The 15,069-nt window shown below is 61.5% G+C and carries 14 protein-coding genes; 1 reads left to right on the top strand and 13 read right to left on the bottom strand.

Annotated elements, in window-relative coordinates; translation table 11 throughout:
• Nucleotides 1–78: 78 nt before the first annotated feature.
• From JAB4_RS23570 to fliF, 3 genes are read right to left on the bottom strand one after another with little or no spacing between them, the layout of a single operon-like run.
• Nucleotides 79–780, bottom strand: a complete 702-nt coding sequence (locus JAB4_RS23570; protein WP_070222451.1) for a flagellar assembly protein FliH — start codon at nt 778–780, stop codon at nt 79–81.
• Nucleotides 781–823: 43 nt separating this feature from the next.
• A complete protein-coding gene (gene fliG, locus JAB4_RS23565; protein WP_034754023.1) occupies nt 824–1,822 on the bottom strand; it encodes a flagellar motor switch protein FliG in 999 nt (332 codons plus the stop codon).
• Nucleotides 1,815–3,530, bottom strand: a complete 1,716-nt coding sequence (gene fliF / locus JAB4_RS23560; RefSeq protein WP_070222363.1) for a flagellar basal-body MS-ring/collar protein FliF — start codon at nt 3,528–3,530, stop codon at nt 1,815–1,817. The genes fliG and fliF overlap by 8 nt, the downstream gene beginning before the upstream one ends.
• 328 nt (nt 3,531–3,858) lie before the next feature.
• Here fliF and fliE point away from each other — a divergent pair, with 328 nt between their 5' ends.
• Nucleotides 3,859–4,161 carry a flagellar hook-basal body complex protein FliE gene (gene fliE, locus JAB4_RS23555; protein ID WP_230502628.1) on the top strand — a complete coding sequence of 101 codons (303 nt, stop codon included), beginning with the start codon at nt 3,859–3,861 and terminating at the stop codon, nt 4,159–4,161.
• A 139-nt stretch (nt 4,162–4,300) separates the two neighbouring features.
• On the opposite strand, the gene JAB4_RS23550 is transcribed toward fliE, so the two are convergent.
• From JAB4_RS23550 to JAB4_RS23505, 10 genes are all read right to left on the bottom strand, one after another.
• Nucleotides 4,301–5,047, bottom strand: a complete 747-nt coding sequence (locus tag JAB4_RS23550) for a flagellar brake protein (protein WP_083287058.1) — start codon at nt 5,045–5,047, stop codon at nt 4,301–4,303.
• A 25-nt stretch (nt 5,048–5,072) separates the two neighbouring features.
• Nucleotides 5,073–5,399, bottom strand: coding sequence for an EscU/YscU/HrcU family type III secretion system export apparatus switch protein (locus tag JAB4_RS23545; RefSeq protein WP_035821344.1), 327 nt, complete (start codon nt 5,397–5,399; stop codon nt 5,073–5,075).
• The gene (locus tag JAB4_RS23540; protein ID WP_070222369.1) at nt 5,392–6,570 is read right to left on the bottom strand and encodes a flagellar hook-length control protein FliK; all 1,179 of its coding nucleotides are present in this window, start codon (nt 6,568–6,570) and stop codon (nt 5,392–5,394) included. Before JAB4_RS23540 ends, JAB4_RS23545 begins: the two co-directional genes overlap by 8 nt.
• 26 nt (nt 6,571–6,596) lie before the next feature.
• Entirely contained in the window at nt 6,597–6,923 is a 327-nt protein-coding gene (locus tag JAB4_RS23535; RefSeq protein WP_070222370.1) for a flagellar protein FliT, read from the bottom strand.
• A 3-nt stretch (nt 6,924–6,926) separates the two neighbouring features.
• On the bottom strand, nt 6,927–7,373 hold the full coding sequence (fliS, locus tag JAB4_RS23530) for a flagellar export chaperone FliS (protein ID WP_070222372.1): 447 nt from the start codon (nt 7,371–7,373) through the stop codon (nt 6,927–6,929).
• A gap of 22 nt (nt 7,374–7,395) precedes the next feature.
• Nucleotides 7,396–10,077, bottom strand: a complete 2,682-nt coding sequence (fliD, locus tag JAB4_RS23525; RefSeq protein WP_227742019.1) for a flagellar filament capping protein FliD — start codon at nt 10,075–10,077, stop codon at nt 7,396–7,398.
• A gap of 231 nt (nt 10,078–10,308) precedes the next feature.
• Nucleotides 10,309–10,680: a flagellar protein FlaG gene (locus tag JAB4_RS23520; RefSeq protein WP_070222374.1), complete on the bottom strand. Its 372-nt coding sequence runs from the start codon at nt 10,678–10,680 to the stop codon at nt 10,309–10,311.
• Nucleotides 10,681–10,764: 84 nt separating this feature from the next.
• Nucleotides 10,765–12,276 (bottom strand): flagellin, encoded by a 1,512-nt coding sequence (locus JAB4_RS23515; protein WP_070222376.1) that lies wholly within the window; start codon nt 12,274–12,276, stop codon nt 10,765–10,767.
• Nucleotides 12,277–12,618: 342 nt separating this feature from the next.
• On the bottom strand, nt 12,619–14,190 hold the full coding sequence (locus JAB4_RS23510; RefSeq protein WP_070222378.1) for a diguanylate cyclase: 1,572 nt from the start codon (nt 14,188–14,190) through the stop codon (nt 12,619–12,621).
• A gap of 201 nt (nt 14,191–14,391) precedes the next feature.
• Entirely contained in the window at nt 14,392–15,039 is a 648-nt protein-coding gene (locus JAB4_RS23505; RefSeq protein WP_034753998.1) for a response regulator transcription factor, read from the bottom strand.
• Nucleotides 15,040–15,069: the final 30 nt, after the last annotated feature.

Here is a 15,069-nt window from a genome sequence, read left to right as displayed (position 1 = left end):
AGCCGACCACGGCCGAACAATCGCTCAGGTAGGCGCGCCAGCGCGCCGCATGGGCAGTGGGGCCTTTGACGGGCTCGCTCACGGCGCCAGCCAGTCCAGGTCTTTGCCCAGCGCATGCGTCAGGCGCTGCCAGCGGGTGGATGCCTGCGCGTCGATCTGATTGCTGGCCGTGTCGATCTTGCAACCGCCGCGTTCCACGGACGGATCTTCGATGACGCGCCAGCCACCTTTGTCGAGTTCATCGCCGATACCGTCGCGTACTACTTGCGCGTCTTCCGGATTGAGCATCAGCAAGGCCGGTTGTTGCAGCACAGGCAAGTATTCGATGGCTTCGCGCACCATCGGCAGCATCAGTTCGGGGCGCACGGGCAAGGCGGTCTTGAGCATGCCCTTGGCCAGCTGCAGGGCCAGTTCCATCACGTCGTTGGCGATCAGTTCGTCGGCCTGGTGCACGGCCGTGCCGAAGTCGACGGCGATGGTTTGCAGGTGCGCCAGTTCCACGGCCGAGGCAGCCTTGCCTTGTGCATACGATTCGGCATGGCCGTCGGCATGCCCGGCCGCGTGGCCTTCCGCATAGCCGGCAGCGCGGCCTTCCTCGAAGGCCGTGGCGCGCGCTTCCTCGCGGATGGCGTCGAGTTCTTCCTGCGTCGGGTATTCGAGCGGCGGGGCCGGCTCTTCCTCGTGCAGCTCGGCAAATGGATCGAATTCCGGTTCGGGATCCGGTTCGAGCAGCTTGCGCGCCGCCACCACGCTGGGGCGCTCGTCGCCAAACGAGGTCATTTCCCAGCGCTGGTACGCGGTTTGCTGCTCTTTGGGAATCAAATTAGACAAACGAATCCTCGCCTTTTCCGCCTAAGACAATCTGTCCCTCGTCCGCCAGGCGGCGCACGATCTGCAGGATCTGTTTCTGCTGCGATTCCACTTCCGACAGGCGCACGGGGCCTTTCGATTCGAGGTCTTCGCGCATCATCTCGCCGGCGCGCTGCGACATGTTCTTGAAGATCTTGTCGCGCAGTTCCTGCGAGGCGCCCTTGAGGGCGATGATCAGCATTTCCGACTGCACTTCGCGCAACAGCAGCTGGATGCCGCGGTCGTCGATATCGATCACGTTGTCGAACACGAACATTTCGTCCATGATCTTTTGCGCCATGTCGTTGTCGTAGTTCTTGATATTGTCCATGACGGAGCCTTCCTGCTCGCCGCTCATGAAGTTCAGGATTTCGGCTGCCGCGCGCACGCCGCCCAGCGACGATTTCTTGATGTTTTCGTTACCCGACAGCAGTTTCGTCAGCACGTCGTTGAGTTCGCGCAAGGCGGCCGGCTGCACGCCGTCCAGGGTGGCGATGCGCAAGACCACGTCGTTGCGCAGGCGGTCCGTGAAGTGGCCGAGGATTTCGCAGGCCTGGTCGCGTTCCAGGTGGACGAGGATGGTGGCGATGATCTGCGGGTGTTCGTTGCGGATCAGCTCGGACACGGATTGCGAGTCCATCCATTTCAGCGATTCGATGCCGGAGGCATCCTTGCCGCCCAGGATGCGCGACAGCAGCACGGACGCCTTGTCGTCGCCCAGCGCCTTGGTCAGCACTTGCCGGATATATTCGTCCGAATCGAGGCCGACGGTGGAATTGAGTTCCGTCTGCGCGCGGAAGTCGCCGAGCACCTCGACCACCTGCTCGTGCGCGATGCCCTTCATGGTGGCCATGGCGGCGCCCAGTTTCAGCACTTCGCGCGGGCCGAGGAATTTCATGACCTCGGCCGCTTCGCTCTCGCCCAGTGCCAGCATCAGGATCGATGCTTTTTGCAGTCCCGTTGTCTCAGTCATTATTGCCTATCCATGCTTTGATTACGTTGGCCACCACGCGCGGGTCTTCCTGCGCCAGTTTTCTGGCCATGGCCAGGTTTTCGCGATAACCGCGCGCCGTATCTTCTTCCAGTTCTTCCAGCTCCGCTTCGCTGAGCAGGACTTCGTTTTCTTCGCCCTCCTTGGCCAGTTCCGGCTCGATGACGGGCGGCGGAGCGCCGAAATCGTCGATCTTGCGCATCACGGGGCGCAGCATCGGGCGCACGATCTTGATGAAGATGTACAGCAGGATCAGGGCCGTGATGAGGAATTTCGCCAGTTCCTTGGCCAGCGGCAAGTTGGCCGGGTCGCGCCACCACTCGAGCTTGCCTTCCGGCGCGCGGTCGATGCCGTCGAACGGCGAGTTGGCCACGCTGAAGCTGTCGCCGCGCTCCTTGTTGTAGCCCATCGCTTCCTTGACCAGATTGTTGATCTGGACCATTTCGGCAGGGGAAATCGGCTTGACCGTGACCTTGCCATCCTTGTCGAAGCTGCGGCGGTAGTTGACGACGACGGCCACCGACAGGCGGCGCAGGCCGCCCATGGATTTCTGTTCGTAGCGCACGGTCTTGTCGACTTCATAATTGGTCGTCGATTCCTTCTGGGTCGGCGCCGTCGGCGCGCCGCCCGGGGCGCCCGGCGCCTCGGCCGTCAATGGCGCCGTCGCCACGCCTGGCGGCTGGTTCGACAGCGCGCCCGGCACGCCGGACGGGTTGGCATTGCCGGCGCCCGTCGACTCGCTCGTTTGCTGGCTGCGGATGGTGGACGCTTCCGGCGGCGAATTCGGCTTGTAGGTTTCGGCCGCCTGCTCGCTTTGCGAGAAATCGACGTCGGCCGTCGCTTCGGCGCGCACATTGCCTTCGCCGACGATGGGCAGCAGGATCGATTCGACCTGCTTGATCACGCTTTGCTGCAATTGCTGCACGTATTTCAGCTGGTTCGGGTCCAGGCTCTTGATGCCGTTGGCGCGGTCCTTGTCCTTTTCCTGGTTCGACAGCAGGGTGCCGGCCTGGTCGACCACGGTGACATTGATTGGCAGCAATTCCGGCACGCTCGACGCCACCAGGTGCACGATGGCGCTCACCTGCAGCTGGTCCAGGCCGCGCCCCGGGTGCAGGTTCAGCAGCACGGAAGCCGTCGGTTTTTGCTGTTCGCGCACGAAGACGGACGGTTTGGGCAGCGCCAGGTGGACACGCGCCGTATCGACGGCAGACACGGATTCGATCGATTTCGCCAGTTCGCCTTCGAGTGCGCGCTGGAAATTGACCTGTTCGAGGAATTGCGAGACACCGAGCTTCTGGTTTTCCATCAGCTCGAAGCCCACGTTGCCGCCCTTCGGCAAGCCTTGCGCGGCCAGTTTCAGGCGCGCGTCATGGACTTGCTCGGACGGCACGAGAATGGCGCCGCCGCCTTCGGAAAACTTGTGCTTGATGCCCAGCTGGTCCAGCGAAGCGGTGATGGCGCCGCCGTCGCGGTCCGTGTAGTTGGAAAACAGGACCTTGTACTCGGGCGGCTGGTTCCACATGTACAGGGCAACGCCGATGGCAACCAGTGCCGCCACGCCCAGGCCGCGCAGGAAATTCTTGCCCATCGGCGTCTTGGCGAAAGCTTGCACGGACTCCACGGGCGAGCGGCCAGGCGCCGGTTCCGGTGGTATGCGGTTCACATCGATTTCTTCGGCTACAGCCATGATTGCCTTCCGGGGCGCGTATGTTGGGTAGTGAGTGGGGGCCGCTTCCACTGGAGGAGGGGGCGATATGCAGAATTATCCGCCACTGTCACGCGCTTCAATCGTCCAAATAGAAGGCGCTTTTGCCGCCTGCTCGGCCGAGCGGCTGGCGTTGGCGCTGGTATTGTGGAACCCTGGCAACATGTGACGGAAGTTATTGTACCCGTCGTTGCCTTGCAAGCCAGGGTTTTGTTCTCTGGGTGCAACAGGCATGGAACAGTTATGAAGCACACCAGAATCGGGAGGCGAAGTGAAAACAGGCGGTATCGATAGCAGCAGGATCGAGGCGATGATCGCGCAACTGAAGTCGGCGGCCACGCGGCCGGAGGCGAAAATACCGGCGATCCAGACCGAGATGCCGGCGGCGAAGGTGAATTTTGCCGATGCCTTCAAGAGCGCGCTGGACTCCGTGAGCGGCGCGCAACAGGCTTCGTCGGCGCTGGGGCAGCGCTTTACCATGGGTGACGAAAAGGTCAGCCTGTCGGACGTGATGGTATCGATGCAAAAGTCGAGCATCGAATTCCAGGCGACGGTGCAGGTAAGGAATAAATTAGTTGCTGCATATCATGAGATCATGAATATGCAAGTTTAACGTATCGCCAAAGCTACTGCGCGGCGCGCTTTGCGGCCTGCGATGCTCGCTGTGCTATAGCACAGCTGCGCGTCTCGGCCGCAAATCATCGCCGCTCGCTACGCTTTTGCGAAACGTTAAGCTTTGACTCTGGATTGAATTAACCCAGCCCCGCCATGCGCGCATTGCGTTCTCGTTCAAGGCGCGTGATATAGCGCTGCACGTGCGCCAGCATGCTGCGCGGCAGGTCGACGAACTGGCAGCCGAGGCGGCGGTTCAGTTTGTTGTTCAGCAGGGTCATGTCCAGCGAATTGCGAATTTGCAAAGTCGCGGTGACGATGCCGACATCGGGCAGGTCGATGCGGCAACCGGGATAGTCCCTGCCGATGGTTTCGCCCAGCATCAGTTTATTGTCGAGGATGGCGATGCCGCCGCAGCTGATGTCGGCCAGCGGAAACAGGGTGTCGGCGCCGCCCAGCGAGGGCGGCAGGGGAATCGAGACGCGCACGGGATTGCTCACGGGCGTCGTCATGCGGTAATACTCGCGCCGCTGCAGGCGGATCAGTGTTTCAGGAATGGCAATTTTCAGGGCGGGCGTGCCGCCATGGTTGCACTCTTCCACCAGGGCGCTGGCAAACAGGATACGGATCTTGTCGAGCGAGGTTTCAAACGAAATGCCGGTGGCGGCCACCATGCGCCGGTTCTGGTCGGCGTTCACGGAACGGTCGAGGATGACGGTGTTGTGGTCGGCATCGACTTCCAGGATGGACGTGACGCACACATCGGACTCACCGTGGATCAGCATGCGGATCAGCTGGTTCTTTTCGCTGATGCCGCGCAGCAAGGCAATGATTTCCCGCCGCGATTCCACTTCAAAATCGTGCCAGTTTTCGAGGCCGGAATCCATAATATGTGCTTGCATTGATGCCTGTCTATGTATCGGTGAGGTTGACGCTGGTGTCGGGCGGCGGCGGAATCGGCCCGCCATTCGCAGATTCAATATGATATAACCAGGCCAGCAGTTCCGCAATCGCCCGATACAGGCCGGGCGGAATCTGGCGGTCCAGGTCGACATCCATCAGCAGCGCCACCAATTCCTTCGACTCATGCACGAAGACGCCGTGTTCGCGCGCCGTGCTGATGATCTGGTCCGCGATCAGGCCGCTGCCCTTGGCCACCACCTTGGGCGCCGGCGTGCCGCTCTGGTAAGCGAGGGCAACGGCTGTCTGCGGCACCTTGCGCTTGGTGTCGTCAAGCATCGTCTTCTCCAGCCGCCTGCGGCTTGCCGGCGATCGTCAAGGATGACAATGGCCATCCGGCCGCGGCCAGCGACGCTTCCAGCCGCGCCGCATGCTGGCGCAAGGTATCGGCGCTGCCTTCGCTGCCCGCTTGCAGCTGGATGGCCACGCTGCCGCCCTGCAACACCACGTGCGCGGCCAAGTCGCCCAGCAGGGGGAACTGGAAGCGCACATTGCTGCGCCAGGCCGTCGCTTCCTCGTCGGCGTCACGGCTCTCGTGCTGCTGTCCTTCCGGCGCATCGCGGCTGATATCCCACTGCATCTTCTGCCCGGGCCAGGCTTCGCCCTGCCATTGCACGCGCGCCTGTTCGTGCGTATGCAGCTGCAAATTGATCAGTTGCGCCGATGCCAGGTCGGTGCCCGTCCTGGCCGTCTCGCCCTGAGCCGCCTTCTGCATTTGCGGTTCCAGCAACAGCGAGGCCAGCGGCCGCTTGCCCTCGGCCCATTCGGCCACATGCGATTCATAGAACAGGCCGCTGCTGCCGACGGCATCCTGCAGTTTCTGGGCCACCTGGGCCGGGGCGGCGCTTGGCAAGGCCATCAGCGGCGTCTTGCCGACCAGGGACAGGGGCGCGCCGGGCACGCTTTCCGCCTGGCTGAGCACTGTGCTGATGGCGCGCGCGGTCGTGCTCAGCTCCGGCGCCGGCGTGTCGCCGGCCAGGGCGGGCAGCAGATTGGCTGGCGTCAGCGGTGCACGGCTGAGCAGGGTGGCCGCCGTGCTGCTGGCGCGCGTGCCGGCCTGGGCGGCGCCGGCCTGGGGGCCGCGCAGGTCGGCAGCCTCGGGCTCGGCTTCCGCGTCCGCATATGTCAGCAGGGCGCTGGCGGGCTGGTCGCGGTTATTGCCGATTTGAAAAGAAGGGCGGGGATTGATGCCAATCAAGGTCAGCGGGATTTCCGTGCCCGCCTGGGCGCCCGCGGGCAGCTGCATACGGGCCGGCGTGCCGGCCACGCGCACGAGAAAGCTGCCGTCGCCCATGCGGGCCAGCACTTGTCCCTGCATGGATTTGCCGATCAGTCCCTGCAGCGAGCGCTGGAACTCGGCCTGGCGCGGGTCGGCGACGGCATCGGCAGCCCGCGTGGGCTTGACCGGGGTCAGGGGCGTCATGCCGATCGCATCCATCTTCGGCAACATGATAGCTCGCCTTGCCCCGTGGGCGTTTAGACGCCGTAGGCGTTGGCCAGGCGCCGCTCGGTGCCCGTGCTGTTGATCAGCTTGGACAATTGCGCCATCCACGGCATGGTCAGGTCGCGGATCTTGCGGTCGTCTTCCAGGATCTGCTTGATCAGGGCGACTTTGCGCTGGCGGCCGGCGCTTTCCAGCACGACTTTTTCTTCATTCGCCTTCAGCGCGGCCACATGCGCGCTGATGCGCTGTTCCAGCGCTTCGAGCTCGTCCCAGTCGGCGTTGGTGGCGGCGGTCACCATCCGGCCCGTCAGGGTCTGCATGGCTTCGTAGGTGGTCAGGACTTCTTGGTGGGTCATCATGGATCAGGCGCTCGCAAGGCTGGGCATACGTTTCAAATCGGCGCCGGGAATGGCGGCCGGCGTGGCGCCGATGGCGTTCCAGGTTTCGCGCAGGTCGGTCAGCAGGCGCTGTACTTCTTCCAGCATGCCAAGATCGTTGCGGATGTTGGCCGCCAGCAGACGCGCGCTCATGTATTCATACAGGGCGTCGAGGCCTTCGGCGATCTGGCCGCCCACTTCCTTGTCCAGGCTGGCGCGCAAGCCATTGTCGATGATCTGGATGGCTTTCGAGATGGATTTGCCCTTTTCCGGGATGTTGCCTGAATTCATGTGCATCTGCGCGCTGAGCACGGCCACCAGGGCGCCGTCGTACAGCATGACGATCAGCTTGTGCGGCGAGGCCGAGCCGATGCCCGTTTCCAGGCCGACCTTGGCATAGGCGTTGACGCCGCGTTGTTGGGTTCCAAACATATATTTCTCCTGATGATAGCGCTTAACGGTTGGCGGCGATGGAAGCCAACTGCTGGGTCAAATAAGTTTGCGTGGACTGCAATTTGCTTAGCGTAACGTCGAGGCGCGTGTATTGGGCGCGGTAGCGTGCTTCGATTTCGGTCAATTTTGCGCTGAATTTGTCGCGCTGCGCCGCCACTGACTTCAGGGTTTCATTGATGCCGTTCGTGCGTCCGGTGATCATGCCATCCGTGCCCAGGAAGGAAGTCGCCAGGTTGTTCAATTGGTAGGCATACCCTTGCGAAAAGCTGACCGTGCCGCGCGAGCCGATGACGCCTCCGGTGACTTCAATTTTCAAGCCTTCGGCTGGCGAGCCCGGGGCGCCCGTCAGGGTCTGGCCCGAGCCGACGACCGGTTGCCCGCCCAGCGTACCGGCCACGTCGCTGCCTTTGACGGGTTTGGCTGCGCCAAACAGGGTTCCAATGCCAGTCCCGGTGTCGCTGCTCACGGCGAGGTTGGAGACGGAACCATAGCGACTTGAGGAAAGGACCAGTTTGCCGGTGCCATCGATCGCGGCGGAAACCGTGGTGCCATTGTCCGAGAAAGCTTTGATGCCGTTGATTGATGACTGCACCAGTGATGCCAGTTGCGTGGGGGTATAAGTGCCAGCCGGTATCGTCACCTTGGCCGTGTTCTTCGCGGCCGAGGGTTCCGTATCGTTCACGGTGACATTCCAGGTGGTATCGCTGGCAATCGTGGTGCTGGCCGGTATGGCAGCATCCGATGTGAGCGAACCCTGGCTGGCCATCGTGGTGATGGTCAGGTCATAGGTCCCGGGCTTGGTGGCCGCGGTCGAGCTGGTAAACGCGACGTTGCTGTCGCTGGCCTTGCCGATGGCCGAGAACAGACCGGCGATGTCGCTGAAGTTCGCGCTGATCGCCTTGTCGAGTTTGCTTGTATCCAGAGTCAGGTTGCCATCCTTCTGAAAGGAGATACCCACCTGGCTCAAGGTGTTCATGCTGCTGCCCAGGCCTGTAATCGGCACGCCCAGCTGCCGACGCAACTGGGTCTGGATCGATTGCACGGTGGAGTCGCCGAGCAGAACCCCGCCGGTCTTGGTATCGGGGTTATACGCCGTCATTTTGCCGATCGCGGTGTTCAGATCGTTGTAGGCCTTGACGAAGGCGGTGATGCTGGTTTTGACCGTTGTTGTATCTTTGGCCACCGACAGGCTGGACGTGCCTATTTTGGTAATGCCCAAGGTGACGCCTTCGATCGCCGTATCGACGCTGTTCGAACTGCTGGTGATGGCGATGCCGTTGACGCTGAACATGGTGTTCTGGGCCGCGCTGTTCTGTTTCAAGTTTTGTGCGCCAGCCACATCGTAGGCCAGCAAACCGCTCAAGGCGCTGTCGGCGGGCTGGCCATCACTGCCGCTGAGTGTGATCTTCATGGCTGAATTGGCGCCCGTCTTTGTCGAGCTGAGCACCAGGTGATACGGCTTGTCGCTGCCATCGGAAACGATGCTGGCGGTCACGCCAAGACTGGCGTTGTTGATGGCGTCGCGTATGCCCTGCAAGGTGTTGTTGGTGGAGTCGATCACCACCGAACCAGTGGCTTGCGTGCCATCCTGCGTGAAGCCCGTATTCATATAGGCGCCGCCCGAACCTGCCGTCAGTCCGGCTGCCGCTGGATTGCTGCCGGCGATGGTGATGGGGCTGGCATTGCCCGAAGCCAGGGTGATCGAACTGGCAATCGTCACGTTCGAACCGTTGTTGGCGGCATTGGAGGCATGGCCGATGCCGCCCATGGTGCTGCCCGTGACCACTTCCTCGATATTGATATTGGAACCATCGGCGCGCGTAAATTGCAGATTGCCGCCGGCTGCCGTGCCTGTGACGGTGATATTCGCGGCGGCCAGCGCGTTTGAGACGGCATTCGGGCCCGCCAGTGTCGTATCGAGCGAGGCGGCCGTGATGCCGCTGCCTGCGGCAACGCCGTTGCCTTGCGTAACGATCTCGATGCCGCCAACCGACAGTGAATACGTGCCATCCGCGCCGGTGGCAATGTTGCCGAAACCGGTGAACATGCTGGCGCTGCTGGCCGTCGGCTGGGCAGTGGCCGTCACGCCCGTGGTACTGCTCTTGGCGTTGATGGCGTCGGCCAGCGCACGCGCGCTCTTGGTGCTGGCATCGGTCGGGATGGCCGTGCCATTGATAATCAGCGAGCCGTTGCTGACGCCCGTGAGCAGGGTGCTGCCGCCCAGTGCCGTGCCTGTTACACCAAATGTGCCGCCGGCGAGTGCGCCAAGCTGGAAGGACACCGTGGTCTTGGCGCCGCTGCCGATGGTCGACAGTTTGCTGGCCATGCCGCCGGACGTCAGTGTCTGCGCCTGGGCCAGCTGGGAAACATTAATGTTGTAGCTGCCGGCCACTGCCTTGGCGCCAGCGCTGGCCGACAACACCAGCGGGTCCGATGGCGTGGCGCTGACGGCGCGGAAGTTATTCGAGTTGGTCAGTGCCGACAGCGAACTCTGAAAACTGCTGACGGAACCGCTGAGCGTTCCCAGCGCGCTGAGCTTGGCCTGGTAGGACGCTGTTTTCTTGTCAAAGGTATTCAGTGGCACGGCTTCGGCCGCCATCAGCTTGTCGATGATGGCGTTCACGTCCAGGCCGCTGGCGCCGGCGGCGATGCCAACGGATGAAATTGTAGGGGTGATGGCCACGGAATGCTCCTAGGAAAACGCTAATATAAGCTGTTATCGGCAGAATCAATCAGGACTTGAGAGGGGGAATTACCGCGCTGTTTTCAGGCGAAACAAAAAGGCGGGAGGAAAAAAGGGAATATTGCTGTATTTGCAATAAAATACGAGGCCCGGTAGTCAGGCTACCTGGCCCCGGTAAACTGCTGATGCGTGCTGCCACGATGCTGCGCTTCCGTGGACAATGCCATCATCTTATGCGCTTTGGCTAATCAGGGAACCCTTGGCCGAATCGAACGTCTTGGCCAGCTCCAGCGCTTCCCGGGTGGGAATCTGGCGCAGCACTTCTTTGGTTTCCTGGTCGATGACCTTGACCACTGTGCGTTGGCTGTCCTCGTCGATGGAAAATTCAATGCCTTGCGTTTTTATTTGCGATGACTGGTTCAGCTCCGATACCGCCTTGTTCAACTGCTCGCGGCTGGGTTCTTTGCTGACTTGTTGTGGTGCAACTGCGTCGTTTTCCGTCGTCGTGCGTGGCGTTGCCGGGCGCGCCGCCGACGTATCCGTCGCGGTGTAACTCTTGTCTATCCTGGCCGCGGAGGCGGCCGCTATCGTATCGATAGTCATGGTGCTCTCCTAGTGAAAATTCCCCTGCCGAAAAAATCCGGCAGGGGAATCAGAGTCCTACGCTGTTGCCTGGCTAATCGGAGATTAGCCGCGCAGCAGACTCAGGACGCCGTTTGGCAGCGAGTTCGCTTGCGCCAGCATGGCCGTACCAGCTTGTTGCAGGATCTGGCCGCGGGTCATGTTGGCCGTTTCCGACGCAAAGTCCGTATCGACGATGCGGCTGCGCGATGCCGACAGGTTTTCCGTGGTCGATTGCAGGTTCGAGATCGCCGAAGCGAAGCGCGATTGCAATGCACCGTACTGAGCACGTTGGCCATTGACCGTCGACAAGGCTGCATCGGCGATTTTCAAGGCCAGCTGAGCGCCATCGAACGTCGTGATGTCGATCGACGCGACGGACTTCAGTGACGAACCTTGGTTGGCGGCGCCTGCACCAGTCGCACCCAGACCCAGACCGGAACCGGCATCGGTGACGGAGAAGCTGCTGTCCGAGTCGAACGTCACGGTGCCGTTTGCAACAGCGACAGCTACAGCGCCTTTGTTATCGACCGCTGTGGTCTTGGTGCCGTCGAGCTTGTAGCTTGCGACATCGAACTTGGTGTTCGCAGTAGCGCCGTTGGTGAGCTTGATGTCAGCGCCATTGGCATTGCTCAGCTTAATACCGCCGTTTTTCGTGTCGTACTGAGCCGTCACGCCGGTCTTTGCCGATTGGGCATTGATGGCGTTGATGCCTGCTGCGAAGTCGGTGGCGCTGCTTGCGCTGCCGCCAACTGCGAAGGACACGGTGACAGGAGTCTGGGCTGGATCGTTGTCCGATGCGATCTGGAACGAGTACGATTCGGCGGCCAGGGCCAGGTTGGTTTCCGTTTTTGCCGTAGCGGTGACACCGGTAGCGCTGGTTTTCTGGTTGATGCCAGCAGCGATCGATTTAGCCGTGTCCGACAGGACAGCTGGAGGACCTACGGCAGCGGTAGCCGTAGTGTAGGTGGCGGAACCGAGCTTGCCGTTGATGGTGATGGCTTTTGCATCGGCAACGTTGGTTGACGTTGCTTTGACTGCAACAGCATCATTCTCAATACGGTTGTTGCCGTAGGTATTGGTCAGGAAGTTTGCGCCGCTGGCCGAAATCAGCTGATTCGCGTCCGCGCCGACCTGGAAGTTGGCCGTGCCCATGGTGCCGTCCAGCAGCGCCTGGCCGTTGAACGAAGTGGTTTGAGCGATGCGGTTCAATTCCGAACCCAGTTGACCAACCTCGGTTTGCAGAGCCTGACGGTCGCTCGACGAGTTGGTGGCGTTCGACGATTGAACTGCCAGTTCGCGGATACGTTGCAGGATGTCGCCCGAGCTCGACAGTGCACCCTCGGCCGTTTGAGCCAGCGAGACGCCGTCGTTTGCATTGCGGGTTGCCTGCGTCATGCCGCGGATTTGCGACGTCATGCGGTCGGAAATCGCCAGACCAGCAGCGTCATCCTTGGCGCTGTTGATGCGCATACCGGAAGACAGGCGTTGCAGCGAGGTGGTCAAGGCCGATTGCGAAGTCGACAGGTTGCGTTGCGAGTTCAGGGAGGCGATGTTGGTATTAATTACTGCAGCCATGTTAATTCTCCAAACAGATACTACATTGTGCTAAGTGCCGTTCACTTTGGCCTGCCCCGCTGTTCCGGGACAATCAAGCCGCTGTTGTTTAGGGTAACGGTTGCTCTGCGGGAAAATTTATAGCGGAAAGTGCTTTAAATTTTAATTTTTAGCCCTTCAGTTTGCTGCTGGCCGCGCGCTAAACGACGGCGTTTGAGAAAACTTGAGGGTAAAAATAGTTTTATTTTCATATCGCGCGGACGCTGGCGGCATGCTGCAGGGGGTGAGGGGTGTTGTTGTTTGTGCCATGAAAAATGCCGTCCGGCCGAGTGGCGGGACGGCATGTGGCGAAGCGGGCGGGCGTCAATCCGCCACCACCACCCGATTCTTGCCCGTCTGCTTGGCCTGGTACATGGCGCGGTCGGCGCGTTTGACGAGTTCGGCCTGGTCTTCGTTGGGCAGGCGCAGGGCCACGCCGGCGGAGAAGGTGATCAAGACTTTTTCGTTGTCGTGCAGGAAGAAATGCCGGGTCAGTTCGCGTTGCAGCCGCGTCATCGTCGATGAGGCCGCTTCGACCGTGGTTTCCGGCAGCAGGATGAGGAATTCCTCGCCGCCGAAGCGGGCGATGACGTCCATCGAGCGCAGGGTTTCCTTGACGATTTTCACCAGATGTTTCAGGGCGGCGTCGCCGGCCAGGTGGCCATAGGTGTCGTTCAGGCGCTTGAAGTCGTCCAGGTCCAGCATGGCGATGCACAGCGGCGTGCCGCGGCGGTCCGAGCGGGCCGTCTCGCGTTCGAACACATCGTCCAGGCCGCGACGGTTCAGGCTGCCCGTCAGCTGGTCTTCCCGCACCAGTTCGCTCATATGCTGGAGCTTCGCTTCCAGCGTGTGGATGCGCTGTTCCGCATCCTGCACTTCCTGGCGCGCCAGCACCATCTTGTCGCGCGCGCGCAAGGCCTCGTTCTGCACCATGCGCGTTTCGCGCAAGACTTCGTCGAGAACGCTGTTCAACTCGCTGATATTTTCCGCCTGGCTGATCTTTTCCGAATAGCCGCCGATCTTTTCGTGGAAGTCGCCCGTGCTGGCCGCCACTTGCCCCAGGCGGTCAATGAAGGTCATCATCATGTTCTTGACCGTCAGCTTGACGTCGGACAGGCTGTGCTTGAGCTGGCTTTGCTTGTAGATGACTTCCTTCAGGCTGCGCGTGGCGTCTTCCAGCGCGCGCTGGTCGAGCGGACCGGCGATCAGGTTTTGCACGGCGTCGACCTGGCCGCGCAGCCAGCTGTCGTCGTCGAGCAACTGGCTGACGTTGTCCAGCAGCAGCTTGAACAGGCGCAGCAGCAGTTCCTGCTGCTCGGCCGTGTCGCCGCTCTTCAGTTCGATCTGATAGCACAGCTGTTTCAGGCGCAGGGCCGCTTCGTTCAGCGCTTCTTCCGTGTGGGCCAGCTTGATGGCCGCGCCCAGGGACTCTGCCTCTTCCACCAGCGCGGGCGTGCCCGTCAGCAAGGTGGCGACGGCAAAGCCCAGGGTGCGGCTGAGCAATTCACGCAGGGTGCGCGTCTGTTCGCCGTCCGGCAGGGGCGGCAATTCGATGCCGCCGCTTTTCTTGACCTGTTTCTCGGCCAGTTGCGCCAGGGTACGTGCATAGCCATCCCAGTCGCGCGCTTTCAGGGCGCGCTGGAAACGCTTGCCAAAGTCGCCCAGTTCGCCCGCCGATTCGCTCATCTTGGCCGCGAATTGCGTCAGGACGTTTTCCGCACCGCTCTCCGTGGGGGCGCTGGCGGCCAGCACGGCTCCCGGCGTAGCCGGCGTCTCGGCCGCTTCGCTGATGCCCGCGATTTCATTGTAGATATCGCGGTAGGCGCTCGGCGTGGGGGCGATGCGGCGCGTGGCCAGGCGGCGAAACGCTTCGCGGGCGATATCGGCCGGGTTCATCGCCGCAGCGGCGGCGGTATTCGTGGCGCCAGCGGGAGCGCCTGCTGGTGAGGATGGCAATTTACTGGACATGTAGGCACAGCCTTTTTAGATATTTCTCATTATCCTCATGATATGCGAGTTGGCAAAGAACTTATTGTGCGAGAAGCAAGGAGAAGTCCTGTCAATTCGCCCGATGCCAGCGGGCATGCCGCTTTGCCGTCAATCCACCAGCTGGTTGCGGATGGCGTAATGCGTCAGTTCCGCGCTGTTCTTGAGCTTCATCTTGACCAGCAAGCGGGCGCGGTATTCGCTGACGGTTTTCACGGACAATTTGAGCTCTTCGGCGATGGCGCCCACCGCCTTGCCCGAGGCAATCATGACCAGCGTCTGGTACTCGCGGTCCGACAAGGTGTCGTGCAAGGCCGTTTCGTGGTCTTCGCCCACCGTGTTGGCCAGTTCCTGCGCCAGCGAGGCGCTGATGTATTTCAACCCTTGCGCCACTTGCCGGATGGCCGTGACCAGCTCGCGCGGCGCGCTCTGTTTCGTCAGGTAGCCGGCCGCGCCCGCCTTGAGCGAACGGATGGCGTACTGGTCTTCGCGGTGCATGGACAGCATCAGCACGGCCAGTTCCGGCTTTTCCTTCTTGATCTGCTTGAGTACCTCGATGCCGCTGCGGTCGGGCAGGGAGATGTCAAGCAACAACACCTGGCATTTCGAGCCGCGGAACAGTTTGATGGCGTCGTGGCCATTTTCGGCTTCGCCGGCTACGATGATGTCCTTCGTGTCGGCGAGGATTTGCTTCAAGCCTTCGCGCACGATCGCGTGATCGTCGGCGATGAATACCCGGATGGTGGCTTTTTCTTTCATGACTGCATTGTTTCCTATCTAATTCACCCA

The sequence above is a fragment of the Janthinobacterium sp. HH102 genome, assembly GCF_001758625.2.
Classification (GTDB): Bacteria; Pseudomonadota; Gammaproteobacteria; order Burkholderiales; family Burkholderiaceae_D; genus Janthinobacterium.
The sequence above is the reverse complement of the archived record's forward strand: the minus strand, read 5'-3'. Positions and strand labels throughout refer to the sequence as shown.

What these genes read in the sequence shown, in the direction of transcription:
- JAB4_RS23570 (WP_070222451.1), bottom strand. Translation starts at nt 780, where the DNA reads ATGACCTCGTTTGGCGACGAGCGCCCCAGCGTGGTGGCGGCGCGCAAG.
- fliG (WP_034754023.1), bottom strand. Translation starts at nt 1,822, where the DNA reads ATGACTGAGACAACGGGACTGCAAAAAGCATCGATCCTGATGCTGGCA.
- fliF (WP_070222363.1), bottom strand. Translation starts at nt 3,530, where the DNA reads ATGGCTGTAGCCGAAGAAATCGATGTGAACCGCATACCACCGGAACCG.
- fliE (WP_230502628.1), top strand. Translation starts at nt 3,859, where the DNA reads ATGATCGCGCAACTGAAGTCGGCGGCCACGCGGCCGGAGGCGAAAATA.
- JAB4_RS23550 (WP_083287058.1), bottom strand. Translation starts at nt 5,047, where the DNA reads ATGGATTCCGGCCTCGAAAACTGGCACGATTTTGAAGTGGAATCGCGG.
- JAB4_RS23545 (WP_035821344.1), bottom strand. Translation starts at nt 5,399, where the DNA reads ATGCTTGACGACACCAAGCGCAAGGTGCCGCAGACAGCCGTTGCCCTC.
- JAB4_RS23540 (WP_070222369.1), bottom strand. Translation starts at nt 6,570, where the DNA reads ATGTTGCCGAAGATGGATGCGATCGGCATGACGCCCCTGACCCCGGTC.
- JAB4_RS23535 (WP_070222370.1), bottom strand. Translation starts at nt 6,923, where the DNA reads ATGATGACCCACCAAGAAGTCCTGACCACCTACGAAGCCATGCAGACC.
- fliS (WP_070222372.1), bottom strand. Translation starts at nt 7,373, where the DNA reads ATGTTTGGAACCCAACAACGCGGCGTCAACGCCTATGCCAAGGTCGGC.
- JAB4_RS23520 (WP_070222374.1), bottom strand. Translation starts at nt 10,680, where the DNA reads ATGACTATCGATACGATAGCGGCCGCCTCCGCGGCCAGGATAGACAAG.
- JAB4_RS23515 (WP_070222376.1), bottom strand. Translation starts at nt 12,276, where the DNA reads ATGGCTGCAGTAATTAATACCAACATCGCCTCCCTGAACTCGCAACGC.
- JAB4_RS23510 (WP_070222378.1), bottom strand. Translation starts at nt 14,190, where the DNA reads ATGAACCCGGCCGATATCGCCCGCGAAGCGTTTCGCCGCCTGGCCACG.
- JAB4_RS23505 (WP_034753998.1), bottom strand. Translation starts at nt 15,039, where the DNA reads ATGAAAGAAAAAGCCACCATCCGGGTATTCATCGCCGACGATCACGCG.